The organism is Gordonia sp. Z-3 (genome assembly GCF_036233855.1).
GTDB classification, from domain to species: domain Bacteria; phylum Actinomycetota; class Actinomycetes; order Mycobacteriales; family Mycobacteriaceae; genus Gordonia; species Gordonia tangerina.
Window position 1 is genome coordinate 28,867 of sequence record NZ_JAZARS010000018.1, and the last position, 25,282, is coordinate 54,148.

At 67.0% G+C, this 25,282-nt stretch carries 27 protein-coding genes and 3 tRNA genes; 13 read left to right on the forward strand and 17 right to left on the reverse strand.

The features are described 5' to 3' along the window. Window positions 1-10: 10 nt before the first annotated feature. The 5 genes from VX037_RS19190 to VX037_RS19210 all read right to left on the reverse strand — a co-directional run bounded on the left by VX037_RS19190 (window position 11) and on the right by VX037_RS19210 (window position 2,595). Window positions 11-754 (reverse strand): hypothetical protein, encoded by a 744-nt coding sequence (locus VX037_RS19190; protein WP_328715487.1) that lies wholly within the window; start codon window positions 752-754, stop codon window positions 11-13. Window positions 755-882: 128 nt separating this feature from the next. Then, complete coding sequence (gene aqpZ / locus VX037_RS19195; protein ID WP_266063649.1) at window positions 883-1,674, reverse strand: aquaporin Z; 792 nt, start codon at window positions 1,672-1,674, stop codon at window positions 883-885. A 127-nt stretch (window positions 1,675-1,801) separates the two neighbouring features. Further along, a complete protein-coding gene (locus tag VX037_RS19200) occupies window positions 1,802-2,206 on the reverse strand; it encodes an NUDIX hydrolase (protein ID WP_328715488.1) in 405 nt (134 codons plus the stop codon). Between the two features lie 182 nt (window positions 2,207-2,388). Then, window positions 2,389-2,461, reverse strand: a tRNA-Arg gene (locus VX037_RS19205). Between the two features lie 45 nt (window positions 2,462-2,506). Further along, window positions 2,507-2,595, reverse strand: a tRNA-Ser gene (locus VX037_RS19210). A 121-nt stretch (window positions 2,596-2,716) separates the two neighbouring features. On the opposite strand from VX037_RS19210, the gene hisC reads away from it, so the two are divergent. Beyond that, window positions 2,717-3,787 carry a histidinol-phosphate transaminase gene (hisC, locus tag VX037_RS19215; protein ID WP_328715489.1) on the forward strand — a complete coding sequence of 357 codons (1,071 nt, stop codon included), beginning with the start codon at window positions 2,717-2,719 and terminating at the stop codon, window positions 3,785-3,787. Between the two features lie 25 nt (window positions 3,788-3,812). Here hisC and VX037_RS19220 read toward each other — a convergent pair whose 3' ends face one another. Next, a complete protein-coding gene (locus VX037_RS19220; protein ID WP_328715490.1) occupies window positions 3,813-4,793 on the reverse strand; it encodes an alpha/beta hydrolase in 981 nt (326 codons plus the stop codon). Between the two features lie 222 nt (window positions 4,794-5,015). Here VX037_RS19220 and VX037_RS19225 point away from each other — a divergent pair, with 222 nt between their 5' ends. Then, the gene (locus tag VX037_RS19225) at window positions 5,016-5,516 is read left to right on the forward strand and encodes an acyl-CoA thioesterase (RefSeq protein ID WP_328715492.1); all 501 of its coding nucleotides are present in this window, start codon (window positions 5,016-5,018) and stop codon (window positions 5,514-5,516) included. Here VX037_RS19225 and VX037_RS19230 read toward each other — a convergent pair. Both VX037_RS19230 and VX037_RS19235 read right to left on the reverse strand, forming a co-directional pair. Then, window positions 5,501-6,742 (reverse strand): hypothetical protein, encoded by a 1,242-nt coding sequence (locus VX037_RS19230; RefSeq protein WP_328715493.1) that lies wholly within the window; start codon window positions 6,740-6,742, stop codon window positions 5,501-5,503. The two genes, VX037_RS19225 and VX037_RS19230, sit on opposite strands and share 16 nt — an antisense overlap. Window positions 6,743-6,793: 51 nt before the next feature. Next, a complete protein-coding gene (locus VX037_RS19235; protein WP_266063653.1) occupies window positions 6,794-7,915 on the reverse strand; it encodes an acyltransferase family protein in 1,122 nt (373 codons plus the stop codon). A gap of 42 nt (window positions 7,916-7,957) precedes the next feature. Here VX037_RS19235 and VX037_RS19240 point away from each other — a divergent pair, with 42 nt between their 5' ends. Beyond that, window positions 7,958-8,974 carry a magnesium transporter CorA family protein gene (locus VX037_RS19240; RefSeq protein WP_328715495.1) on the forward strand — a complete coding sequence of 339 codons (1,017 nt, stop codon included), beginning with the start codon at window positions 7,958-7,960 and terminating at the stop codon, window positions 8,972-8,974. A 13-nt stretch (window positions 8,975-8,987) separates the two neighbouring features. Here the strand turns inward: VX037_RS19240 and VX037_RS19245 are convergent, their stop codons facing one another. Then, window positions 8,988-9,662, reverse strand: a complete 675-nt coding sequence (locus VX037_RS19245) for a winged helix-turn-helix transcriptional regulator (RefSeq protein WP_235723359.1) — start codon at window positions 9,660-9,662, stop codon at window positions 8,988-8,990. A 196-nt stretch (window positions 9,663-9,858) separates the two neighbouring features. Here VX037_RS19245 and VX037_RS19250 point away from each other — a divergent pair, with 196 nt between their 5' ends. Then, window positions 9,859-10,674 carry a class I SAM-dependent methyltransferase gene (locus VX037_RS19250; RefSeq protein WP_328715497.1) on the forward strand — a complete coding sequence of 272 codons (816 nt, stop codon included), beginning with the start codon at window positions 9,859-9,861 and terminating at the stop codon, window positions 10,672-10,674. 98 nt (window positions 10,675-10,772) lie between these two features. After that, window positions 10,773-11,414, forward strand: coding sequence for a DUF5701 family protein (locus VX037_RS19255; protein WP_277615362.1), 642 nt, complete (start codon window positions 10,773-10,775; stop codon window positions 11,412-11,414). Window positions 11,415-11,444: 30 nt separating this feature from the next. Here the strand turns inward: VX037_RS19255 and VX037_RS19260 are convergent, their stop codons facing one another. Beyond that, window positions 11,445-12,692 (reverse strand): multidrug effflux MFS transporter, encoded by a 1,248-nt coding sequence (locus VX037_RS19260; RefSeq protein WP_266063657.1) that lies wholly within the window; start codon window positions 12,690-12,692, stop codon window positions 11,445-11,447. A gap of 51 nt (window positions 12,693-12,743) precedes the next feature. Here VX037_RS19260 and VX037_RS19265 point away from each other — a divergent pair, with 51 nt between their 5' ends. Further along, window positions 12,744-13,142: a hypothetical protein gene (locus tag VX037_RS19265; RefSeq protein ID WP_328715498.1), complete on the forward strand. Its 399-nt coding sequence runs from the start codon at window positions 12,744-12,746 to the stop codon at window positions 13,140-13,142. Between the two features lie 154 nt (window positions 13,143-13,296). Here VX037_RS19265 and VX037_RS19270 read toward each other — a convergent pair. Further along, window positions 13,297-13,381: transfer RNA gene (locus tag VX037_RS19270), tRNA-Ser, on the reverse strand. 78 nt (window positions 13,382-13,459) lie between these two features. On the opposite strand from VX037_RS19270, the gene VX037_RS19275 reads away from it, so the two are divergent. After that, window positions 13,460-14,425 carry an NAD(P)H-quinone oxidoreductase gene (locus VX037_RS19275; RefSeq protein WP_328715500.1) on the forward strand — a complete coding sequence of 322 codons (966 nt, stop codon included), beginning with the start codon at window positions 13,460-13,462 and terminating at the stop codon, window positions 14,423-14,425. A 3-nt stretch (window positions 14,426-14,428) separates the two neighbouring features. On the opposite strand, the gene VX037_RS19280 is transcribed toward VX037_RS19275, so the two are convergent. Together VX037_RS19280 and VX037_RS19285 are read right to left on the reverse strand one after the other, a co-directional pair. Next, a complete protein-coding gene (locus VX037_RS19280; RefSeq protein WP_235723353.1) occupies window positions 14,429-14,902 on the reverse strand; it encodes a MarR family winged helix-turn-helix transcriptional regulator in 474 nt (157 codons plus the stop codon). 110 nt (window positions 14,903-15,012) lie between these two features. Continuing rightward, window positions 15,013-16,209: a cysteine desulfurase-like protein gene (locus VX037_RS19285; protein ID WP_328715502.1), complete on the reverse strand. Its 1,197-nt coding sequence runs from the start codon at window positions 16,207-16,209 to the stop codon at window positions 15,013-15,015. A gap of 63 nt (window positions 16,210-16,272) precedes the next feature. Here VX037_RS19285 and VX037_RS19290 point away from each other — a divergent pair, with 63 nt between their 5' ends. The 4 genes from VX037_RS19290 to glfT1 are packed head-to-tail and all read left to right on the forward strand — an operon-like array spanning window position 16,273 to window position 19,450. Beyond that, window positions 16,273-16,833, forward strand: a complete 561-nt coding sequence (locus VX037_RS19290) for a bacterial proteasome activator family protein (protein ID WP_235723351.1) — start codon at window positions 16,273-16,275, stop codon at window positions 16,831-16,833. Between the two features lie 24 nt (window positions 16,834-16,857). After that, the gene (gene wzm / locus VX037_RS19295) at window positions 16,858-17,718 is read left to right on the forward strand and encodes a galactan export ABC transporter permease subunit Wzm/RfbD (protein ID WP_266063661.1); all 861 of its coding nucleotides are present in this window, start codon (window positions 16,858-16,860) and stop codon (window positions 17,716-17,718) included. 14 nt (window positions 17,719-17,732) lie between these two features. Then, window positions 17,733-18,554: a galactan export ABC transporter ATP-binding subunit Wzt/RfbE gene (wzt, locus tag VX037_RS19300; protein ID WP_235723349.1), complete on the forward strand. Its 822-nt coding sequence runs from the start codon at window positions 17,733-17,735 to the stop codon at window positions 18,552-18,554. Continuing rightward, window positions 18,554-19,450 (forward strand): galactofuranosyltransferase GlfT1, encoded by an 897-nt coding sequence (gene glfT1 / locus VX037_RS19305; protein ID WP_328715503.1) that lies wholly within the window; start codon window positions 18,554-18,556, stop codon window positions 19,448-19,450. The genes wzt and glfT1 overlap by 1 nt, the downstream gene beginning before the upstream one ends. Before the next feature lie 116 nt (window positions 19,451-19,566). Here the strand turns inward: glfT1 and VX037_RS19310 are convergent, their stop codons facing one another. Both VX037_RS19310 and VX037_RS19315 read right to left on the reverse strand, forming a co-directional pair. Further along, window positions 19,567-20,976, reverse strand: coding sequence for an MFS transporter (locus VX037_RS19310; protein ID WP_235723347.1), 1,410 nt, complete (start codon window positions 20,974-20,976; stop codon window positions 19,567-19,569). Next, window positions 20,973-21,791: an acyl-CoA thioesterase gene (locus VX037_RS19315; protein WP_235723346.1), complete on the reverse strand. Its 819-nt coding sequence runs from the start codon at window positions 21,789-21,791 to the stop codon at window positions 20,973-20,975. Before VX037_RS19315 ends, VX037_RS19310 begins: the two co-directional genes overlap by 4 nt. A 53-nt stretch (window positions 21,792-21,844) precedes the next feature. On the opposite strand from VX037_RS19315, the gene VX037_RS19320 reads away from it, so the two are divergent. Then, a complete protein-coding gene (locus VX037_RS19320; protein ID WP_235723345.1) occupies window positions 21,845-22,327 on the forward strand; it encodes a winged helix-turn-helix transcriptional regulator in 483 nt (160 codons plus the stop codon). Window positions 22,328-22,445: 118 nt separating this feature from the next. Further along, window positions 22,446-23,324 (forward strand): TIGR03619 family F420-dependent LLM class oxidoreductase, encoded by an 879-nt coding sequence (locus VX037_RS19325; protein ID WP_235723344.1) that lies wholly within the window; start codon window positions 22,446-22,448, stop codon window positions 23,322-23,324. Window positions 23,325-23,330: 6 nt separating this feature from the next. Here the strand turns inward: VX037_RS19325 and VX037_RS19330 are convergent, their stop codons facing one another. Next, window positions 23,331-24,746, reverse strand: coding sequence for a phytoene desaturase family protein (locus VX037_RS19330; protein WP_328715505.1), 1,416 nt, complete (start codon window positions 24,744-24,746; stop codon window positions 23,331-23,333). Between the two features lie 2 nt (window positions 24,747-24,748). Next, window positions 24,749-25,252 carry a GtrA family protein gene (locus VX037_RS19335; protein WP_235723342.1) on the reverse strand — a complete coding sequence of 168 codons (504 nt, stop codon included), beginning with the start codon at window positions 25,250-25,252 and terminating at the stop codon, window positions 24,749-24,751. Window positions 25,253-25,282: the final 30 nt, after the last annotated feature.

Consider the following 25,282-nt stretch of genomic DNA (forward strand, 5'->3'; position numbering starts at 1 on the left):
CACGCTCACCTCAGGCCCGGCAGGAAACGGTCCGGCGCGGTGACTGCGCGGTGATCCGATCCTCGGCGACCACGCGGTCATCAACGGTGATCGTGCATCGCGCTTCACCCTCGCCGGCGAGCACCAGCACCCGGAGCGGATTGGCCGAGCCGGTGAAAGTGACGGTCCAGGCCGCCGACGCCCCGACCGTCGTACGCAGACCCACATCGTCGACGTAGAGGATCGTGCTCGGCGAGCTGGCGGCCACTTCGTAGGTGACCTCCTTGCCCGCGGTACGTGCCGAATCACCGGGCCCCCCGGGCGCGCCGGGTGCTGCGGTCGGCGGCTGAGTGGGTAGTTCGGAGATCACCATCGGCAACGTCGGTTGGGTGACGGGTTCGTCGCCACGCAGCGCGGCCCGCCCGACCGTCAACGCCAGCAGCCCGAGCGCTGCGACCGCGACGAGCGCGACAAGACCGACGAGACGTCGATCCGACGGCGGCCGGCGCGGGCCGTCGACTCCTTCGCCGCGCTCGTACGGCCGGGCCCCGTCGGCGAGTACGCCATCGGCAGGTGCGCCGGGTGGGGTGCCCGTCGGTGAGTCGCCGTGGGGTGCCTGTCCGGATGCACCGGCCCGTTGGCCGGGAACGAACATCGGTGTGCCGTCCGGGGCATAGCCGAGCGGCGGATACAGCTGGCCGTAGATCGGTGTCCGATAGAGATCATCCGGTGGCGGCGGTGCCGACCGGGGCGGCGTTCCGGTGGGTTCTCCCATCGTCGGCCTCCCGTCGTGTCGGCGACCGGCAGTGCGCCGGCCGTGGGCTCCTGCGCCCACCCTTCGACACTACGTCGGCCCAGAGGTCACCGCCGCCACCGTCCCGGGCCCGCGATCACCCGACCGCCTTACCGCGCCGTCGCCTCAGCTCGTTGCGGGTCGGCTCCCTGCGCACCGAACTTCAGCTTGCCGTCCTCGAACAGCAGCGGGTAGAGCAGGCCGCCGATGAGTCCGCCGAGCAGCGGCGCCAACCAGAACAGCCACAGTTGGGCCGGCGCCCCGTCTCCGTTGAAGAAGGCCACCGCGGTGGAACGCGCCGGATTCACCGACGTGTTGCTGATCGGGATCGAGATCAGGTGGATCAGGGTCAGGCACAGGCCGATGGCCAGCGGGGCGAACGTGCTGGGTGCCTTGCCGCCGGTGGTACCCAGCACGACGAGCAGGAAGAAGGCCGTCAGCAGGACTTCGGCGATGAGCACCGCCAGCAGGGAGTACCCGTCCGGCGAGTTTTCGCCGTACCCGTTGGCGGCCATCCCGCCGATACGGTCGAATCCGTCTTTGCCGCTTGCTATCACGAGGAGCAGGAGCCCGGCGAGCAGTCCACCCACCACCTGCGCGATCCAGTAGCCCGGCAGGTCTTTCCACGCGATCCGGCCGCCGACCGCCGCGCCGAGGGTGATCGCCGGATTGAAGTGTCCGCCGGAGATGTGGCCGACCGCGTAGGCCATGGTGACCACGGTCAGACCGAAGGCGAGCGCGACACCGAGGTAGCCGATGCCGACTTGATAGTTGTCGCCGCCATCGGTGGCCTCCGCGATCTGTTTGGCAGCGAAGATCGCTGAACCACAGCCTCCGAATACCAGCCAGAACGTGCCGAACAACTCCGCAGCCAATTTTGCGACGGGTGAGGACGAGTTCATGCCTGAACCTTTCGGGTGAACGTCACGACATCGATCTCGCGAGTCACGATAACGGAGATGGGCTTGCTATCGGTCAATCCTGCGAAAACTCTGCCGCGCCGTTTCCGAGCTCTGATCGCGGCGGCGATCAGAGCGCCGGGATCACATGGTCGATCAGCAGGGGCGCGAGATCCTCGGGCAAGGGCCTGTCCTCGAGATCCAGCCAACGGATCTCGGCGATCTCGGCGGAAGGCGTGAGTTCGTCGACGACACCGTCGTAGCCGAATACTGTTGCTTCGATGTCACATCCGGACTCGTTGGCCGCCGCCGATCGGAACTCTCCCCAGCAGCGCAACCGATATGCCGGAATGACGAGACCCACTTCCTCCCCACACTCGCGCGACGCCGCTGCGACCGCCGATTCCGATGTCTCCGGTTTTCCGCCGGGGAGCATGAACCGCGACGTCCCCCGCTTGCGAACGGTGAGCAGGCGTCCCCGCCGGTCCCGGATGACGACTCCGCTGACAACGATGATCCGTGGGGTGCTCGACACCCGGTGATCGTACGGCCCAGACAGGCTCGGCTGCGGCGGTGACCGCTGTGTCTGAGTTGTCCACAGAATCTACTCACATGTGTGTAATTCGGTCCGGGACGATGTGCACAGTCTCCCCAGCGAGCAGACCCGCAACAACGACACACGCCCCGTCACCTGGTGGTGACGGGGCGTGTGTCGAGTGCGCCCGTAGGGATTCGAACCCCAAACCTTCTGATCCGTAGTCAGATGCTCTATCCGTTGAGCTACGGGCGCGTGCTATTCAGTTGTACTCCCACGGTCGGCGTGACCGTAGGTCGGCGGAGGCGAGAGGATTTGAACCTCCGGTCCCGTGTTAGCGAGACAACTCATTAGCAGTGAGTCCCATTCGGCCGCTCTGGCACGCCTCCTTGGCGGAGTCCTTTCGAACTGCCGAAGCGAAAGGTTACACACACTGTGCGCCACGAAGCAAACCGCGACTACGGCCGACCGGCTGCGACCTGACCACGGCCACACAACTACATTTGACGGGTGGCTTTGCGTATCCGAGAAGACCTTGCCGACCTGCCCGTCTACGTGCCCGGCAAGACGTTCCCCGGCGCGGTGAAGCTGGCGAGCAACGAAGTCACCGAGGGCCCACTGCCCAGCGTGCGCGAGGCCATCGGGGCGGCAGCGGCCGCCGTCAACCGCTATCCCGACAACGGCATGGTGGAGCTCACCGCAGCCCTGGCCAAGAAGCTCGGTGTCACCGAGTCCGAGGTCCAAGTCGGATGCGGGTCGGTGATCCTGTGCCAGAACCTGATCACCGTCACCAGTGGCCCCGGCGACGAGGTGGTGTTCGGCTGGCGCTCCTTCGAGACCTATCCGTTGGCGACCCGGGTCGCCGGTGCGACGCCCGTGCAGGTGCCGCTGACGTCGGACCTCACCTACGACCTGCCGGCGATGGCGGCCGCGATCACCGACCGCACCCGGCTGATCTTCGTGTGCAACCCGAACAATCCCACGGGAACGGTCGTGGAGGCCGACGCATTGCGTCAGTTCCTGCGTACGGTGCCATCGGACATCATCGTTGCGCTCGACGAGGCGTACTTCGAATACCTGCGGCTGGGTCCGTCGCAGGCTTATGACGCCCTCGAACTGCGGCGCGAGTTCCGCAACCTGGTGGTGTTGCGCACGTTCTCCAAGGCGTATGGGCTGGCGGGGTTGCGGGTCGGCTACGCGCTCGCCGACCCGGAGGTGATCGTCGCGCTCGGCAAGGCGCACGTCCCGTTCTCGGTCAACAGCGTCGCCCAGCAGGCTGCGCTGGCCTCGCTGGCCGCCGAGGACGAACTGCTGGCCCGCACCGACGCAGTCGTCGCCGAACGCACTCGGGTGAGTGGCCGACTGCGCGATCTCGGCTACCGGGTGCCCGATTCGCAGGCGAATTTCGTGTGGCTGAACCTCGGCGACGACACGATCGAGTTCGCGCAGGCCTGCGTCGAGGCAGGGGTGGTGGTGCGTCCGTTCGCCGGCGACGGTGTCCGGGTCACGGTCACCCACCCGGCCGAGGACGACATCTTCCTGCGCTTCGCCGAGCAGTGGGCGGCGCGAACGAAATCCTGAGGTCACCGCACCTTGGATTTTTTGATCAGAGGCCGCGAGAGATGGTGGGCCAGGCCTTCGCAAGATCCTGCTCCCAATAGATCCAGCTGTGGGTGCCGATCAGCCGGAAGCCGTCGGTGAAGGCCACATTATTGGCGCGCAGCGTCGCTGCGAACTCCAACGAGCAGCGCCACGCGCCGAGTTCGAGCGCCGATCCGGCGGCGGTCACCGCCTCACGCGGTCCATCTTCGGGATCGTAGGGCGCGGTGAGATCGCGGGGCCCGATCGCCCCGGAACCTGCTGCGATGAAGATGTCCTTGCCACGGAGCTTGTCGAGATGCTTGCTGGGATCGTGCGCATCCCAGTTCGCCGAGCCGAACGGCCCCCACATGTTGGTGGCGTCACCGCCACTCTTGGCGACGGTGGTGCGGACGTAGCTCTCGTTGACCGGCCCCGACACCGGCGGGCAGCCACTCAGCGAGGCGATCCCGCTGTAGAGGCTCGGGTTGCGCATGGCCAGGGTGAACGCCGACTGCCCGCCCATCGAGAGGCCGACCACCGCATTGCGGCCCGTCCCGTCGAAGCGGTCGTCGATCAGCGGGGGCAGTTCCTTGGTCAGAAACGTTTCCCACTGCGGCTTGCCCAGGGCGGCGTCACGCTGCACCCAGTTGGTGTAAAAGCTGCCCGCGCCGCCGGTCGGCAACACCACATTGACGTTCTTGTCGGCGAAGAACTTGCCGGCCTTGCCCTTGGTGATCCAATCGCTGACGTCCTCGCCGGCGTCGGCCCCGTCGAGCAGGTAGACGGTCGAACGCGGCCCCGACGAATACTGCGGCGTGAGTACCGAGACCTTGACCTTGCCGCCCATGGATGGGGAGTCCACCCAGATGTCGGTCCGCAGCGGGCTCAGCTTCGACGACTTCGAGATCTCGGCGACCTTGGTGTCCGCGTGCACCACCGCGGGCGCAGCGAGCACTCCGATGAGTACGGCGGCGACCACCGCCGGCCACCGATACGACTTCCGCATGTCATCCCTCACAACACGACGTGCCGCCCGCGACTTCGTCGTGCGGGTCGTCCGAAAATTACGGATCGCGGCACTCCCCATCGAACCGCGGCGTCCTGCGACCAGAGTACTGATCGGTAGGCGCCTTCCGGAACCCCGACACTATGCTGCAGGTCGCGCCGGCGCACGCCGGCAGATTCCCCGGGCGCAGGCTCCGGGGGATCACCAACCAGGAGACCACTGATGCCCGAGTCACACAATTCGGCCGCCGCGACCGGCGCCGGTCTCGATGCCGACGGCTTCGCGTTCGTCGCGCGGGTCCCGGTGCGCTGGTCAGACATGGACGCGTTCGGTCACGTCAATCACGCCCGGATGGTCACGCTGATGGAAGAGGCACGGATCGAATGGCTGATGGCGGCCAGGAGTGTCGCCGAGACCGACGACGACGTCGCCGCGCTGATCATGAGCGCGATGATCGTGCACGTGGAGATCCGATATCAACGCCAACTGCAACACGACGACACCCCACTGCAGGTCGGCATGTGGATCACCGGCCATCGTTCGGTGGACTTCACCATCGGCTACGAGATCCGGGCATCCGACGACGACCAGACGGCGAAGGCCGCGTGCGTGGCGAGCACCCAGATGGCCGTCGTCGACACCGAGGCGCACACGTTGCGCCGACTGAGCCCCACGGAGAAGGGATACCTACGATCCTGGATGCGGGCTCAGGACGGCTCGTAGCGCGCCGGCAGTTCGTGCGCGGCACCCGGTGAGAGCCGAGCGATGTTGCCTTGCAACACATCCCGATAGATGCGGAGCTGTTCTTCACCGCTGCGCACCTGCTCGGTGAGTCGTTTGGTGTTGTCCACCGACATCTCCCGGTCACCGGAGCGAGCGATGAGTTCGCCGATCCGGTCATCGATGGTGGTGGTCCGGTTGTACTCCGCGAGCACCCGCAGTTCGACGGCCGCGGACTCGACGACTGCGGCGACATCGCCGAGCGCCTGCACCCGGTCGATCAGTTCGGTCCACACCGGGCGCAGCGTCTTCTCCCGCCGGTCGATGTGTTCGGCGAAGGACTGGTCGAACCCCCCGTTGCGCTTGGCCCGGTCCAGATCGATGCGCACCGCACGCAGCGCGATGACGTCCGCGGCGATCTCGGCGAGTTCCGCGTGCAGGTTCACCTGGGTGCGCTGCAGTTCGAAGTGATCCGACAGCCAGGCCGGGTTGCCGACGATCCGGTCGTAGAAGTGCCCCGCCACGAACAGCAGCGTCTCGTAGCCGTCGACGAACGTCGCCGCACCGGCGGTCGCCGACGCCGCCGGCGCCGGTTCCTCGCGATCGGGGGCCAAGATCTGGCTTGCCCACTCACCGGCCTGCGGATATCCGGACTTCGACGCCACCTGACCGACGACACCGGCCAAGCGGTCGAAGGCAGCGGTCCCGGCGCGGCGCATGTAGCCCGAGGTGTGCACGTTGGGGGTGGGAGTGCACAACAATCCCGCGAACAACCGCTCCCGCTCCTCGATCTCGAGGTAGACGTTCTCGCGTCGTTCCCGCCGGATGGCGCGGGTCCCACCGGCGAACACACCTTTGGCCGTCACGATGTGTTTGCGGGCGTCGTCTCGTTTGCGATGCAGACCATTGATGCGGTTGCGCATCACGGCGGCCACGACGCCGGGCACCATCGGGTTGTCCAACTGTTGTTCGGCCTGGGCGATGGCCCGCTGCAGTCTCCGCAGATCGCCGAAGCCGCCGGGTAGCACCGGCAACGGCAGGCCGGTAGAGATCCGGCGCACCACGACGGCGCGTCCGGCGGGGGTGAGGAAGCCCGATGCGATCAGGGTGGCTGCGGTGTCGGTGAGCTCCGGGCGTTCACCCGGTACCCGCGATTGATCGCACCACGTGCGCAACTCGTCATCTGTCGTGGTCCCGGCAGGAACGCCGGGACGCCGGTTGTCGACCATTCCAGTCAATCCTCGATTCCCACCCGGATCCGCCGTCGTGTCCCGCCGATCCTACCCGCGCTCGACGAGCGGCTCGGGCGTGCGCGCGTGCGTGATCGGCCGGGTGATGCGGCGCAACAGCCAGGCCACGGGCACGCTGATCGCCGACGTCAGCAGGAAGGCTACCGCGGTGGAACCGGAGAACACCCGCCATCCGATCAGGTCCATGACCACCTCCAGTACGACGAGGTGAACGAGGAAGAATTCATAGGAGATCTCGCCGAACCACACCATCGGCCGACTGCCACACAGCCGCGCCCACCACTCGCGTCCGTCACCGCCCCGGATCGTCAGCGGTCCGATCACGCCGACCGCGACGACCACATACAGGAGGTGTTTGACGATCGTCGCCGACGCGGTGGTCGGGGTGATGGTCGGCTCACCCGCGATCGCGGTGCCGCTCAGCAGAAACGCCCCGACAGCCACCGCCACCGAGATCGTCGGGTCCCAGCGCGAGACGAGGCGGCCGACCACCGCCAGCAGCATGCCCGCGACGAACCACCCGAAGAAGGCCGGCGCCCACAACCGCGCGGTCGGGCTGAGATCGGTGCTGCCGGCGACGACCACCGACCAGATCGGCGAGACCGACATCAACGCCACCAGTCCCACGATCAGCAGATCCGGCCGCCAGCGGTGCCGGCAGATCAGCGTCAGACCTCCGGCGATGACGGGCAGCACCAGATAGAACACCACTTCGGCGGCCAGACTCCACATCTGGGTCAGGCCCGAATGCAGGTGGCCAAGGCCGTACACCTGCGTCAGGGTCATGTTGCGGGCGAACCCCGACCAGCCGGTGCCGGTGGGCGCGGCATCCGGCGGTGTGTACACCAGGAACAACGCGTACACCGCCAAAACCGTCAGCCAATAGGCCGGCAGAATGCGTCGCGCCCGATGCCAGAAGTAGCGGCCCACCGACGGCTGGCCGCGCCGGCCTGCGAGCACATCGACCCACGGCGAGAACAGCAGATATCCGGAGAGGACGAAAAACAACGCGACGCCGATCTCGAAGCGGGACAGCAGACGCCCGACGAAATCGTCGGTGTAGTGCCCGGTCCAGAATGCCGCGTGGGTCAGGCACACCGCGAGTGCGGCGATGGTGCGGATACCGGTGAGAGACGGAATCCGCGCAGCCATGCAGCGATCCTGCCATCTGCGGACCGGTGGCAGGATGTGGGCATGGGAGAACATGTGCGCGGCCAGATCTGGCGCGGCGGCGAGAAGGTCGACGGTTTCGAACTCAGCGCCATCTCCGATCACATCGGGCACCCCGACGAACTGATCTGGGCCGATCTCGAGTGCCCGAGCCACGAGACGATGGCCGCACTGGCCGACGAACTCGACCTCGATCCCTTCGCGATCGAGGACACCACCGCCAAGGCCGAGCGGGTGAAGACCGTCGCCTACGAGCACCACACGTTTCTGATGGTCTACGCGGTCACCATCACCTCGTCGGAGGGCACATCGCCCGACATGGCGCACCCGGCGGAGCGGGCCGACGAATTCGAGTTGCATCGGATCTCGATGTTCATCAAGGACAACACGTTGATCACCGTGCGATTATCGGAGGGCTTCGACATCGACGAGGTGGTGTCGCGGTGGGATGAGATGGGCGGCAAGCAGTACGGCATCGGCGCGTTGCTGCACGGGCTGCTCGATGTGGTCGTCGACGGGCACTTCGATGCGGTGCAGCGGCTCGACGACACGGTGGAGTCGCTGGAGGGCTCGCTGTTCGACGAGAAGGTAGCGGCCCGCACGCTGCAACGCCATACCTACGATCTGCGTAAGGATCTGGTGCTGCTGCGTCGGGTCATCCTGCCGATGCGCGAGGTCATCGGCAGTATCCAGCGACGCCGCTTCGAGAACAACGCACCCTCCGAGCTCGACCCGCACTTCTCCGACCTCTACGATCATGCGCTGCGTGCGGCCGAATGGACCGAATCGGTTCGGGACATGATCACCACCGTGTTCGAGACCAACCTGTCGCTGGCCGACGCGCGACTGAACTCGGTGATGAAGAAGCTGACCGGATGGGCCGCGATCATCGCGGTCCCCACCGCGATCACCGGTTTCTATGGGCAGAACGTACCCTTCCCCGGCTTCGAGCGCACCCTCGGATTCGTCACGAGCACTGTGTTGATCGTCGCGATCGTGTGCGCCCTGTACGTCACCTTCCGCCGACGCGACTGGCTCTGATCGGCGACCGTCGTCAGGCCGGGCGGGGTATCGCCGCCGACTCGCTCTGCCCGATCCAGGCGGGCACCTCGCGACGGACCTCGGCCGGGGCCATGATGGTGATCGTGTTGTCGGACAGCGCAGTCCGCCAGTCGATATCGCCGCGCCACACCTCGGTCAGCGTACGGAGATCGGTGACCACGGTGCCGTCGATCTCATAGCCCGGGTCGAAGTCGCAGACCTGCGGGACCCCGTCGCTCACCACCAGCCACCATGAGCCGGCCTTGCCGATGACGTCGCGGAAGCTGAACTCGAGCACCGCACGGCGACGCGGCCACCGCTCGATCGGCATCGACCGGTGGATGTCCCACATCAGTAGATGTGGGTCGAGGTCGGCGTCGCCGAGTTCGCCGATCCACCGAATACCCCACGCGCTCAGGGCGGTGACGACCTCATGGAGTTCCTGGCCCTTCTCGGTGAGTGCATAGGTCGACCGACCGCCGACCTCAGATCGTCGTATCACCCCGGCACGTTCCAGCGTGCGCAGCCGTTTGGTGAGCAACGCCGGCGACATCTTGGGCACCCCGCGTCGTAGGTCGTTGAAATGCCTGCTGCCCAGCAGGAGTTCACGCACGACGAGGATCGTCCACCGTTCGTCGAGCAATTCCATCGCCTTCGCTACCGGACAGAACTGTCCATACGAGGTCATCGCACACCGCCTTTGATCCGCCGCGTTCAAGTACACACCCGCGTGCGCCGATTGACCAGTACAGATTGTGAACCTGCGGTGGTTCAGATCTTGATCTAGATGCCCCGACCGGACCGCGCGATGGTGATGGGGTACCACACGCCCGGCCGCATTGGCCGAGCACACCACATCACGATCATCACCAGGAGACGATTTCATGACAATCGACAGCATCACCACCGACACCGCAATCAAGCAACGCCATCGCGCGATGTGGGCATCCGGCGACTACCCGGCAGTAGCCGACGTCATCGCCGACCTGGGGCCTCGGCTGGTGACTGCCACCGGCATCGGCGCCGACGACAAGGTGGTCGACATCGCTGCCGGCGCAGGCAATGTGGCCGTACCGGCCGCGCGTACCGGAGCCCACGTGGTCGCCACGGACCTCACCCCGGAGCTGCTGGCTACCGGCGAGAGCCGCTTCCCTGATCTCGGCATCGTCTGGCGCACAGCAGATGCCGAGGACCTTCCGTTCGACGACGACGCCTTCGACGTCGCGGTGTCGTGTGTCGGTGTCATGTTCGCACCGCACCACCAGGAGTGCGCCGACGAACTCGCGCGGGTCACCCGGCCGGGTGGTCGGATCGGTCTGATCAATTGGACACCAACAGGTTTCATCGGCGAGCTGTTGACGGTGATGAAGCCCTACGCACCGCCTCCCCCGCCGGGAGCGAAGCCTGGTGTGTTGTGGGGCGATGCCACGCATGTGGCCGGTCTGTTCGGCGAACGGGTCACCGATCTCACCGCCACCACCGCCACCCTCGAGGTGACCGCCTTCGCCGATGGCGCCGCATTCCGGGACTTCTTCAAGGCGTCGTACGGGCCCACCATCGCGGCGTACCGCACCGTCGGTGACGACACCGACCGCGCGGCCGAACTGGACGCCGCGATCGCCGGTCTCGCCGACTCCCATCTCAACGACGGTGTCATGCGATGGGAGTACCTGCAGGTGACCGCCACAGTCACCGGCTGAGCAACATCTCGAGCCGAGGCCCGTCGCCGCCGACGTCGGGCCTCGGTCGCGGGTTCGCTCGAGGGTGGCGCTCGGTGTTCGGGCGTACCCTCGGCGGGATGCATGCCGCCACGCTCGCGCTCCCGGACCTGACCACCCAGGCTCGCCGTCTCGTCGAACTCGGGCTCGGCCGACTCGCCGGGTTGCCGGATTCGGCCATTCACGATGCTGTGGCCAGTGTCGAGGTGGACGACGCGCTGTTGGTACCGGGCCCCGCTCTCGTGACCCCGTCGGCGCTCGCCCCGCTGGTGAATCGCGCGGACAAGCCGGGCTTCGTCGTCGTCGACATGACCGACCTCGATCAGTTCGGCCCGATCCCGGGTGTCGACCTCCCGGACACCCCGTTCTACCTGATCAGCGGCCTCGACCGGGGCGACGAGATGGCCAACTGGAGTCCCGATGAGGCGCTGCCGGCGATCACCGGCGCCGGGCGCACGCCGCTGACCGTCTCCGAAGGCATCGCGTGGTTGCTGCAGCAACCCGATCGGCTCGAACCGAACCACTGCTTCATGACCATCGGCTCGCGGTTGCGCAAGCCCAACGGCCGCCTGGATTCCCGCACTCCGGCGATCTGGATCTCCGGCGGAACCGGCCGCGACGGCCGGGAGCGCAAGGGCGCCCCCAAGGTCGGCTGGTGCTGGGCCGGCAACCGGCACACCTGGCTCGGATTCGCCTCGGCCGCGCAGCGACGCTCTCTCTGAGCTTCCCTCGGCCCTTGCGGCTGGCAGCCATCAGGCGCGCGTGGCGAACGCCGCCTCCCCTTCCGGGTTGCGGGCCGCACTGCGGCGGGCCAAGCCGAAGCAGATGAGTGCCACCACGGCCGAGCACACCATCACGCACGCCATCGGCACCGCGGTGTCGTCGCCGGCCAGCCCGCCCAACGGCGAGACGGCGCCGCCGACCAAAAACATCACCCCGCCCAACACAGCACTGCCGGCGCCGGCTGCATCACGGGTGTGCTCCATGGCCAACGCGGCACTGTTGCCCATCACGAACCCGACCGCGGTGACCGCGACGAACAGCGGTATCACCAGCAGCACCGGCGCCGACGACAGCGCGGCCACCAGCACGCACACCGACGCGACCAGCAGCACGGGCACCGCGACCCGGATGACATGCGCCGGATGCACGTGCCGCCGCGACAGCCTCGCCGCCACCAGCCCGGCGGCCGTCATCCCGAGTGCGTTCACGGCGAAACACAATCCGTAGACGAACGACGACGTGCCGAGCACCCGCTGATAAACGAACGACGAGCTCGAGATGTAGGACATCAGCGACCCGAACGCGAACGCCTGGGTGAAGACGTAGGCGAGGAACGCCGGCTTGCCGAACCTGCCCACGAGGTCGCGGTAGCCCAGACGCGAGGCACGGTCGGCAGCCGGCAGCGTCTCCGGCACCGAGGTGAGCGCCATCAGCAGTTGCAGCACCGTTGCCGCCAGGATGACGCCGAGCACCCCACGCCACGAGACGTGTCCGGCCAGCACACCACCGATCACCGGTGCGAGCACCGGCGCGAGGCTCTGGATCGTCATCATCAGCGTCATCGAGCGGGCGCCGGCGAACCCGACGAGCAGGTCGGCGATGATGGCGCGGGCGATCACCATGCCCGCTGCCGCAGCGACCGCCTGCAAGAAGCGCGACGCGATCAAAATCTCGATGTTGGGTGAGATCACCACCACGACCCCGGCCAGCACCGCCACCGCCGACCCGATGAGCAGCGGATTACGACGACCGAAACGATCCGACACCGGACCCCACAGCACCTGCCCGACCGCCACACCGATCAGGAACGCCGTCAACGTCAGCTGCACGTGGGTGGCGTCGGTGCGCAGCGATTCCTGCACGTCGAGGAACGACGGCAGGTACAGGTCGGTGGCGATCGGCGCCGTCGCCGACAGCAGAGCCAACGCCAGCAGCAGTCGCGGACCGAGGCCGTCGCGGGTGGAGTTCACCCGGGCGACGGTACCGCGCATGCTCATTCACGCGAATGATCGGGCTGTTGACGATGCGCGCACCCGCGCTACCGTCCCGTGATTGTGAATATCAAACGGATCATCGCGGGGGCCCTGATCGGCGGAGCCGCGGTCATGGGGATCAGTTTCGGAGCAGGTCACGCGGAAGCGAAGATCGAGCCGGGGCAGTACAAGTACCAGGCGTTCACGTGGGGACTCATCCCGACGCCCGTGTCCAATGTCCGGATCGTCGGCGACCAGTTCTACTCCGACATCTCCGGCGTCGGACCGTCTGACATCAACAGAGCCACCATCGTGCCGACGAAGAATGGTGGCATCCTCACGCTTTCGAAGGATCCGGTCGCCATGTGGTTCGGCCGAATCGAATTCACGAAGACCGCATACGGTTACCACGGGACCACCTTCAACTACGGTGGCATCCCGACCGGCGACGTCGTCCTGAAAAAGGTCCGCTGAAGAACTGCCAACCGCCCCGCCATCTAGCGCGTCACACTCATTCACGCGGATGATCGAGCTGTCGGCAATACGCGCACCCGCGCTACCGTCCCCTGACCCGCGAGCAGGCATGAAAACAGCCCGCCACCTGCGGTGAAAGGTGGCGGGCTCGCTGCGGAAGCGGAGGGATTTGAACCCCCGGTGGTTTTACCCACGCTCGCTTTCAAGGCGAGTGCATTCGGCCGCTCTGCCACGCTTCCCTGCGCACGAGGCTACTGGAGACCGCAGGTCGCGAGCACATCGGCCCACGACGACGATGTGTGACTAGTGTCGGCAGGGTGCGTGCCATAGCCGGAACCGATCAGCTGTCCGTCGTCACCCTTCCCGATCCCGAACCAGGCCCCGACGAGGTCGTCATCGACGTCGTGGCCGCGGGCGTCAACCGAGCGGATCTACTGCAGCGCAAGGGCCTGTATCCGCCGCCGCCCGGTGCCGTGGACACCCTCGGGCTCGAGGTGTCCGGCCGGATCTCCGCGCTTGGAGAGCATGTCTCGGGCTGGCAGATCGGCGACGAGGTGTGCGCCCTGCTGGCCGGCGGCGGTTACGCGGAGAAGGTCGCGGTGCCGGCGGTGCAGGTGCTGCCCAAGCCCGCATCGGTCGACCTCGTGTATGCCGCAGCGCTGCCCGAGGTGGCGTGCACGGTGGCGTCCAACGTCTTCGACGCCGGACATCTGGCATCTGGGGAGCTGCTGCTGATCCACGGCGGGTCGTCGGGGATCGGCACTCACGCCATCCAGGTCGCACACGCGATCGGCGCGCGCGTGGCGGTCACCGCACGCACCGCGCAGAAGCTGGACCGGTGCCGCGAACTGGGCGCCGACATCCCCATCAACTACGCCGACGACGACTTCGTCGAGATCGTTCGAGGTAGTGGCGGCGCCGACGTGATCCTCGACATCATGGGCGCCAAGTACCTCGAGAAGAACGTGAAGGCACTCAACACCGGCGGACGGCTGGTCATCATCGGTATGCAGGGCGGCACCAAGGCGGAGCTGTCCATCGCGGCGCTGATGACCAAGCGGGCGTCGGTCATCGGCACCACGCTGCGGTCACGACCGGTGAGCGGCGTCAACTCGAAGGCCGACGTGGTGGTGACGACGCGACGGATCACGTGGCCGCTACTCGAATCCGGCGAGGTGGTGCCGATTGTCGACGCCACGTTCCCGCTCGCCGACGCCGACGCCGCCCACGCCCGCCTCGACAGCGGCGACGCGATCGGCAAGGTGCTGCTGACCATCGACTGACCGTCAGAAGTTGCGCTTGGCCGGAAGGTTCGCTCCGATCTTGGCGAACACCTCACCGAGCATCTGGAACTCCTCGGCGGTCAGCGGATCAACCACCAGCCGCGCGATCGCGTCGTCACGCACCGCGGCATGCCGCGCCAGCACCTCACGACCCCGGTCGGTGATGCGCACGAGCCGGTGTCGTCCATCGGTCTCCGATTCGGTGCGTTCGGCCAATCCTTCGTCCACGAGCCGGGTGATCTGCCGGGACACCGTGCTGACCGACATGTGCACCACCGCGGCGAGCTCACTGATGCCGCGTTCCTCCGAATTCTGCAGACCTTCGAGAACCCGGAGATCGACCTGCGTGAACCCCGACGCCGACATCGCGGTGTTGATCTCGGCCAGCAGCCCCCAGCCGCCACTGACAAAGGTCCTCCAGATCTCGCGTTGGGCGGGACTGAGCTCCCGGTAGGGCTCTTCGCGACTGGCGCCCATCACCTCTCCGTCGGCCGAATGACAACCTTCATTGTCGTAAACCTAATGGCCGCGATGGCGCACCGCTAATCGCGGATGGACGTTTTCGAACATTTGACCCACTGTGTCGATCAACCGAGTGACCCGAGTGCCCGCACGAGGTGATCGACCTCATACGGCGTCGAGTACGGGCCGAGCCCCACGGTCACCGCGCCACCGAAATCGTCGGCGCCCATCCGGACCAGGGCCCGGCTGGGCACATCGGCCAGCGCGCAGATTCCGTTGTCGGCCAACCGGCGCACCACCTTCTCCGCAGCCACCCCGTCGAACGTGAAGCTCACCGCGGGGACCCGGTCGTCGACGGTGCCGATCAGATTGACCTGGTTGAGGTGCTGCACGGTGGTCATCAGATAGACCGTCAGCCGCTGCATGTAGGCCGACACTCCCCCCAAGGCGGTGACCAGCCGCTGGCGCCGTGTCCCGCCGGCCGCGTCGTCGAGCGCGGCGAGATGCTCGACCGAGGCGGTCAGCCCGGCCAGCAACCCGCCCTGCAGCGACTCGGGTTCCAGACGCGCCGGACCCTCGGCACGCGGATTCATCGCGAGCGTCCGCATGGGCCCGATCGCCGCCGGATCGCGAAACACCATCGCCGCGACCCGTGGGCCGCCCCACCGCTCGGCAGACACCAACAGCACATCGGCGCCCAGTTCGGCGATGTCGAGAGGCAGGTAGGGGGCGGCGCTGGTCGCGTCGACCACGAGCTTCGCACCGACCTGGCGGGCCAGGGCGGCGATCGCGCTGACGTCGGTGATGGCGCCCATCGTCGACGACGCGAGGGTGACCGCGACGACGGCGGTGCGTTGATCGATCAGCTCGCGATACTGCCAGGTCGGCAGCCCACCGGTCTCCACGTCGATCTCGGCCCAGCGGATCTGGGCGCCGTGGGTGTCGGCGACCCGAATCCACGGCACGATGTTCGGTTCGTCGTCCTGACGACTGACCACGACGTTTGCGCCGAACCACGTGGACATCGGCATCGCCTCGGTGAGCCCGGCGACCAACGCCGACCGCGAGGGTCCCAGGACCACGCCACCCGGGTCGCCCGCCACCAGGTCAGCGACCGCGCGTCGCGCCCGTTCGACGGTGTCGGCTGCGGCGCGAGCACCGGGGTATTCCGCACCCGGCGCGGCCGACAACTGCCGGAAACCGGTCGACACGGCGGTGGCGACCGAGTCGGGGATCAGCATCCCGGCCTGCGGATCGAGGTGGATCCAGCCGTCGCCGAGCGAGGGAAACAATCCACGCACATGGGCGACGTCGAAGGCCATGTTCACACCATAGACATGGGGTGTCGGCGCAGACCCCGGGTGGCCTTCGGCACAATGGACCCCATGCCTTCTGGACCGAACTCTGCACCGTTCCCGGGCGGCGACCCGCGCACCGGCAACCCCGGCGACGACGACAACATCATCGTCGTCGGTGGCCAGACACCGTCGGGCTCGCAGGGTGAGCCGGACGAGGAAACCCAGAACGTCGCCGACATGGTGGAGCAACCCGCGAAGGTGATGCGGATCGGCACCATGATCAAGCAATTGCTCGAAGAGGTGCGGGCGGCTCCCCTCGACGAGGCGAGCCGCAACCGGCTGCGCGAGATCCACGAGTCATCGATCCGCGAACTCGAGGAGGGGCTGGCCCCCGAATTGCGTGAGGAACTCGAGCGACTCACCCTCCCGTTCACCGAGAACGCCACGCCGTCCGACGCGGAGTTGCGCATCGCCCAGGCCCAGCTGGTGGGGTGGCTCGAGGGTCTGTTCCACGGCATCCAGACCGCGTTGTTCGCCCAGCAGATGGCTGCGCGGGCGCAGCTCGAACAGATGAGGCAGGGGCAACTGCCACCCGGGATGATGACCGGTAACGGCCCCGCCGGACCCAGCACCGGGCAGTACCTCTAGCAGCCGCTTGTAAGCTGTGTCCCCGTGTCATCCGTAGTCAGCGACGAGATCCCCGCAGCACCTCTGGTGTCGGACTCGCGCACCATGCGCCGTGCCGTCCGGGATCTGTCCCAGGGACTGCGCACATCCGAGTTGTGGCTGCATCTGGGCTGGCAGGACATCAAGCAGCGTTATCGCCGCTCGGTCCTGGGTCCGCTGTGGATCACCGTCGCGACCGGCGTCACCGCGGTGGCGATGGGATTGCTCTACGGCGAGCTGTTCGGGATGGACATCAAGGTCTTCCTGCCGTACGTGGCGCTCGGCTTCATCTTCTGGAACTTCATCCAGAGTTCGATCCTCGAGGGATCGGCGGTGTTTTCCGCCAATGAGGGTTTGATCAAGCAGTTGCCGGCACCGGTGAGTGTGCACGTCTACCGGGTCGTGTGGCGGCAGTTGATCATCTTCGCGCACAACATCGTGATCATCGCGATCATCTTCGCCATCTTTCCCCCGCCGCTGAACTGGACCGTTCTGCTGGTCATACCGGCAATCGGATTGTTCGTGCTCAACGCGATCTGGGTGTCCATCGTCTTCGGCATCCTGTCCACCCGTTTCCGCGACATCGGACAGCTGCTGACCACCGTCGTGCAACTGGTGTTCTTCATGACCCCGATCATCTGGAGCACCCAGAGCCTCACCAGCGCCACCGGGGAGGAGTCGTCGCGCCTGAAGATCGTCGAGCTCAACCCGATGTTCCACTACCTGGAGATCACCCGCGGGCCGCTGCTCGGCGAGTCGGTGCAGTTCTACCACTGGGCGATCGTCATCGGTTGTACCGTCGTCGGCTGGGTGCTGGCGATGTTGGTGATGCGTAACTATCGAGCCCGCGTGGCGTACTGGGTTTAGGACGGGACGAACACATGGGATCTGAGAGCAAGGTGCGCGTCGACACCTGGGATGCGTGCGTCGACTTCCCCATCTTCGACGCCAAGACACGCTCGCTGAAGAAGTCGGTGATGGGCGCGGCCGGCGGCGTCATCGGGTCCACGTCATCCAACGTGGTGGTGGTCGAGGCGCTCAAGAACATCAACCTGCATCTCGAGCACGGCGATCGGATCGGCCTCGTCGGCCACAACGGCGCCGGCAAGTCGACATTGTTGCGCCTGCTGTCGGGCATCTACGAACCCACCCGCGGAGCCTGTCAGGTGCGTGGCCGGGTGGCGCCGGTATTCGATCTCGGGGTCGGCATGGACCCGGAGATCTCCGGCTACGAGAACATCATCATCCGCGGCATGTTCCTCGGCATGACCCGCAAGCAGATGTTGACCAAGATCGACGACATCGCCGAGTTCACCGAACTCGGCGACTACCTGCAGATGCCGCTGCGCACCTACTCCACCGGCATGCGGGTGCGGATCGCGCTGGGCGTGGTGACCAGCATCGACCCGGAGATCCTGATCCTCGACGAGGGCATCGGTGCGGTCGACGCCGACTTCATGCGCAAGGCACGTTCGCGGCTGCAGGCGCTGGTCGAGCGCTCGGGCATTCTGGTGTTCGCCAGTCACTCCAACGAGTTCCTCGCCCAGCTGTGTGATCGGGCCCTGTGGATCGATCACGGGCAGATCAGGATGGAAGGCGACATCGAGACCGTCGTGGGCGCCTACGAAGGGCCGAAGGCGGCCGCGCACGTCCGCAAGGTGCTCGACACCGTCGAGAACTTCGAGGGCGAGGCACGCAACTGATGCCCGACCAGGTGATCGCGGTGGTGGTCACCCACCGGCGGGTGGAGCTACTGGAAGGTTCGCTGGCGGTGATCGCCGGCCAGGACCGTCCCGTCGATCACCTCATCGTGGTGGACAATGCCGACGAACCCGAAGTCGCCGACCTCGTCGCCCGCCAACCCATCGCGACCACCTACCTCGGATCGCAGCGCAACCTGGGCGGCGCGGGCGGCTTCGCGCTCGGCATGTTGCATGCGCTCGCGCTGGGCGCGGACTGGATCTGGTGCGCCGACGACGACGGCCGCCCCGACGGCCCGGCGGTACTGAGCACGCTGCTCGACTGCGCGGCGCGCTACCAGCTCGACGAGGTGTCGCCGGTGGTCGCCAACATCGACGACCCGGACACCCTCGCGTTTCCGCTGCGTCGCGGGGTGGTCTGGCGGCGGAAGCGGTCCGAGCTGTTCGAAGACGATGCGTCGGACTTTCTGCCGGGCATCGCGTCGTTGTTCAACGGCGCGTTGTTCTCGGCACAGGCGATCGAAGAGGTCGGGGTGCCGGATCTCCGGTTGTTCTTCCGCGGTGACGAGGTGGAAATCCATCGTCGGCTGCAGCGCTCGGGTCTCGCATTCGGCACCTGCCTCACCGCCGGGTATCTGCACCCGGATGGTTCCGACGAGTTCCGCCCGATCCTCGGCGGCCGCATGCACACCCAGTACCCCGACAATCCGACGAAGCGGTACTTCACCTACCGCAACCGCGGCTACCTGATGTCTCAGCCGGGCCTGCGTAAACTCATCCCGCAGGAGTACGCCCGGTTCGGGTGGTATTTCCTTGTGCAGCAGCACGATCCGCAGGGTTTCGCCGAGTGGGTGCGCTTGCGGCGGCTGGGTCGTCGGGAGCGGTTCACGCGCCCGTGAGGGAGGGACCCTTCGTGACGCTCGGCTAGCGTCTCGCTCCCACCGCTGGTTGAGTAGTCCGGAGCGCCAGCGGAGGGCGTATCGAAACCAGCCCCACCCACGCGGCGCGGGAACCGTCAGGATGCGGGAGCCCGCGGCGTCATCCCCAGCGCGGCAACACCTCCCAGCAGCGCCACACCGCCGAGTACCCACCACGCCTCGGTGAACACATCGTGGGCGGCACCGTATCCGACCGGACTACCCACCACGGCCACCAGGATGCTGACCCCCAACGCCATCCCGATCTGCCGGCTCATGTTGACCACTGCACTGCCCGTGGCGGATTGGTGCACAGGTAGGTCTGCAGTCGCCGACGACAGAATGGACGGCAGCGCCAGCCCGACCCCGATGCCGCCGATCAGCCAGCCGGGCAGGATCTCGGTCGCGTAATTTGGTGTGGCGTCGACCGACAGCGCGATGATGACCCCGCCGAGACCGAACAGCACGCAGCCGGCCGACACGATCCGGCCCACCGGGATACGTGCGCTCAGCCGGTGGGCAACCGCGGCGAAGATCGGCACCATGAGTGGGCCGGTGGACACCGCGAATCCGGTGGCGATGGCCGAGTATCCCCAGACCTGTTGCAGCCAGAGGATGTTCGCGAGTAGCGCACCGGCGAACGGAATCGCGAACAGCACCGCGGTGACGTTGGCGAACGCAAAGGCCCTCACCCGCAGCAGGTTCGGCGCGATCACCGGCTCGGGGTAATGCATCGAACTGACCACGAAGCCCGCGAGAGCCGCCGCGGCCACGACCCACGCGCCGACAATCCGCCCATCGGTCCAGCCCCACTCAGGACCCTCCACCAACCCGAGGGTGAGTGCGCCAATCGACACGGCCAGCAGCGCCGCACCCCGCAGATCCGGCAATCTCGTCGCGGCATCGTCGTGGGAGCGGGTCAATAACACAGCACCGGCGATCAGCGCAGCGACTCCCACCGGGAGGTTGACGAGGAACACCCATCGCCACGACGCCGCGACCAGCAATCCGCCGACGGCCGGCCCCAACGCCGCGGCCAACGCCCCGGTTGCCGCCCAGATCCGCACCGACCTCGCCCGCACCTCGATCGGCATCGTCGAGACGACCAATCCCAGACTCGCCGGGGTGAGAATCGCCGCGCCGACCGCCTGCAGGCACCGGAACGCGACGAGCCACCAGATACCCTGTGCAGCAGCACATGCCGCGCTCGCGGCGGTGAACACCGCCAAACCCAGCAGGAATCCACCCTTGCGGCCGTATCGGTCGACGATCCGCCCGGCCGGCACCAGCAGCGCCGCGTACAAAATCGTGTAGGCGTTGAGCACCCACGACAACTCCGACAACCCGGTGCCACCGAACTCGCGGCCGATGTCGTCGAAGGCGACGTTGACGATGAAGACGTCGAGGCTCGCCATGAAGGCCGCGATCGACAGGATGGCCAGCACCAGGCCCGGCGTGGCCGGGCGCGACGAGGACATCCGCTCCGGAATCGTCCCGATGACGCTCATCGTCGTGCCTCCCATCCGAGGACACGTCGACTCTGCCGGGCCGAGGCCAGCAACCGGCCTCGCTCGTCGCGCAGGGTGGTGTCGTCGACCGACCATCCGCCCGACGTCGACGTGTTGCGGGTGCACACCAGGACGGGTGCCGGACCCGGGTGATCCGGCGGTGCGGCCAGATGCATCGAGAACGCGACGGTCGGCACCGCCACCGGCGCGGTGAGCGTCGGGAACACCGCCGGCGGCAGGCAGTCGGCGAGAAGCGCCAGATAGGCGGCGTCCACCGTCATCGGCCGCACCGTGGAGATCCATGCACGCATCCAGGGTTCGGCGGCCCCGGTCAGCGGCAGCGGACCATCGGTGGGCCGCAGGTCCAGGTGGTGGCCCATCGGAACGATCTCCGGTGGGATCGAGAACTGCGCGCAGTCGTCCGGCATGGGCAGGACGTCGGTCGAGATGTTGGCGATGTCGGTGGGGGCAGGCGGGCGCAGGTGCCCCATTGTCACCGATGCCGCCGCAACCATCACCCCCTGCTGGGTGATGGCGACCTCCACCATCCGGGTGCTACGTCCGGCCGAGGTGACCGTCGAGGTCAGCCGCAACTCCCCGTCGCCGGGCCGACCGGAGAAGCGGAGGTCGACGGCCCGCACGTCGGCCTCCGGGACCGACTCGGCCGCCACATGCACCGCCAACGCGGCGATCACACCGCCGTGCGGGCCGGACCAGCCCCACCACGACCGGTCGACGTCGGCCACCCACCGTCCGTCATCGAGAAGACGTGCCGAGAATTCGTCGGCAAGCGCGTACCTGCTGAGTTGTTTCACGAAACTCAGCAAAGCAGGTTGAGTTGCGTCACGCAACCCACTACGGTGAACTCATGCGCCGAGCCAGCTTCACCGACATGAACTGTTCCGTCGCCCAGACGCTGGAGATCGTCGGTGAATGGTGGACGCTGCTGATCGTCCGCGACGCCCTGTTCGGCGTGACACGCTTCGACGACTTCTCCACCCGACTCGGCATCGCCCGCAATGTGCTGACCCAGCGACTCGACACGCTCGTCGAGCACGGCGTGATGGCCAGGGAGCCCTACCAGGAAAAGCCGGTGCGCTACGACTATCGCCTCACCGAGAAAGGCCGCGACCTGTGGACGGTGCTGGCCGCGCTACGGCAATGGGGTGACAGGTGGGCGATCGACTCCGAGCCGCCGATCGTCACCGAGCATCGCGCCTGCGGTCACACGATGACCGTGGAACCGGTGTGCTCGGCGTGCGGCGAACAGGTGACGCGGTCCGACCTGCGAGTCCTGCCGGGACCCGGCGCCGACGAGTACAGCCCGCGTCCGGTCGCCCGGAGTCAGTAACTGAACCGTCGGACCCGATCGGGGTGGCCCGCAACGCCGCCGACGGGCCGAACCCTTCCCAAGCCAAACTAGAACGTGTTCTACTCTGGGGGAAGAGTCAACCGTCCCGAGGAGCACGATGCGCTTCACCTTTGCCGAGGCCATGACCGACCCGAGTTACTACGCACCGCTCGCGCAGGCCGCCGAAAAGGCCGGTTACTCCGGTTTCACCATCCCGGACTCGCTGGCCTACCCGGCCGAATCGGACGCCACCTACCCCTACACCGCTGACGGCGACCGGGAATTCCTCGACGGCAAGGCCTTCATCGAAACCTTCATCCAGGCCGCCGCACTCGGCGCGGTCACCGAGACCATCCGCTTCACCCCGTTCGTGGTGAAGTTGCCGGTGCGTCCGCCGGCCTTGGTCGCCAAGCAGGCCAGTTCGGTCGCCTACCTGACGGGCAACCGGTTCGCCCTGGGCGTCGGAACCAGTCCGTGGCCCGAGGACTACGACTTCATGGGCGTCGACTTCGCTCGCCGCGGCAAGCGGATGGATGAGTGTATGGACATCATCCGCGGCCTGACCACCGGCGAGTACTTCGAGTTCCACGGCGAGTTCTACGACATCCCCAAGATCAAGATGACCCCGGCACCCACCGAACCCATCCCGCTACTCGTCGGTGGTCACGCCGACCTCGCGTTGCGCCGTGCGGTGATCCGCGGGGACGGGTGGATGCATGGCGGTGGCCCGGGCGAGGAACTCGATGCGCTGCTGGACAAGATCGCAGATATCCGCAAGGCAGAGGGAAAGACCAACGAGCCCTTCGAGATCCACGTGATCTCCACCGATGCGTACTCCGTCGACGGATGTAAAAGACTGGCGGACAAGGGCATCACCGATGTGATCGTCGGCTTCCGGCTGCCCTACATCAAGGGCCCCGATACCGAACCCCTGCAGAAGAAGGTCGATCATCTGAACTGGTACGCAGACAACATCATCGCCAAAGTCAACGGGTGACGCAGGTCAGCGACTGAGGTACCGCAACGCGGACTGTGCGGCACGGTAGCCACACATGCCGTGCACCCCGCCGCCGGGCGGTGTCGCCGACGAGCACAGGAAGACACCCGGCGCTCCGGTTGCGTACGGGTCCGCAGACAGACGGGGCCGGGCCAGTAGATGACGCAGATCGTTGCGGCCGCCGCCGATGTCGCCGCCGACGAGATTGGGATTGCGGTGCTGTAGTTGTGCCGGTGAACTGCTCACCGAGTCGATGATGCGGTTCCGAAAGCCCGGCGCGAACCGTTCGATCTGTGCGGTGACCGCCTCGGTCGCATCACCGGTGTAGCCGTGCGGCACATGCGCATACGCCCACAACGGCTTGGCGTTGCCGGCCGCGCGTGTGGGATCGGCCACCCACTGCTGGGCCACCAGGGTGAACGGCCGCGACGGCATCCGGCCGGCGACCGCGTCGGCCTCGGCGTCTGCGATCTGGCCGATGTCACCACCGAGGTGCACCGTGCCGGCGCGCGCGCAGTCGGGATCAGACCAGCCGACCCCACCGTCGATCAGATAGTCCACCTTGAACGCAGCCGGTCCATGCGGATACCGCGCGAGCCGTCGCGAACGTCGCTGCGGCACTCGGTCACCGAGGATCTCGGCGGCCGCGCCGGGCATCACATCGAGCACGACGACGTCGGCGGGTTCCACCTCGTCGATCGAGGTGACCCGCACGCCGGTGGTGATGGTGCCGTTCGCGTCGATGAGTGCAGCGGCCAGGGCGCCGATGATTGCCTCCGACCCGCCCTGCGCCACCGGCCACCCGTGTCGATGACCCGCCGCGAGCAGCATCAGCCCCGCCGCCGACGACCCCGGCCGGTCGAGGCGGGTGAACGCGTGTGCGGCGACACCGGCAAACAAGGCGCGGGTGGCGTCGTCGCGGAACACCCGCGCCAGCGCGGTGGCGGGGTACAGGGCACGCAGACCGAATCCGGCCAGCCGGATCGGATGGCTCGGCACGCCGATGAGCGGGCCCAGCACGTCGTCGGCGATGTCGTCGAAATCGTCGGCGAGACCACCGATCATGTCCCGCCAGGTCTCCGCGTCGACGCCCAGTCCGGCCGCCGTGTCGTGGACCGATCGCGCCAGCACGGCCGTGCGGCCGTCGTCGAGCGGATGGGCACAGTCGAGCTCCGGGAGGCGCCACCGCAGTCCGAACTCCTCGAGCCGCAGCGCGGTGAACGCCGGCGAACCCGCACCGAGCGGATGCACCGCCGAGCAGGTGTCGTGGAGCACGTCGGGCCGCAGCAGTGCCTCGGTGCGTGCGCCGCCACCGATGCGGTCGGCCGCCTCCACCACCCGGACCGCCACTCCGGCGCGTGCGAGCATCACGGCCGCAGTCAGACCGTTTGGCCCGCTCCCGACGACGACCGCGGTGCTCACCGTCAGCGAATCCGAAAGATGACGAGGCGCTGGACCACGAAATTGATGACGGTCGCGGTGCCCTGCGCGATGACGTAGGCGATGAAGCTGTAGAGCACCGTCTCCGGCCACAGATGTGACAGCCAGGTGTAGAGGCCGACGTTGACGAAGAAGGTCACCCCATAGAGCAGCGCCACAGCCACGAACCGCAAGGCGCTCGGCTCTGCCTGGAACGTCCAGCGCCGGTTGAACAGGTAGGCGGTGGTGGTCCCGAGGATGAAGCCGAGTGACTTGGCAATCGCGAACGGCGCCCCGAACACGTACTGCAGGAGCAGCGTGAGCCCGAAGTCGAGAACGCCGGACCCTGCGCCGGTGACGGTGAATCGGACAATCTGGGTCTTCAGGTCCGCATTGGTCGACAACTCGGCATCGTTGAGCGGCAGTTCGAGCGGCGTGATGGGGTGCGGGGACGTGAAATCCTCATGGTGCGGCTGATGATCGGCCGCGTCGGACTCGGGTCGGGACACGAACCAAACCCTAGTCCAGACGACGCCGGT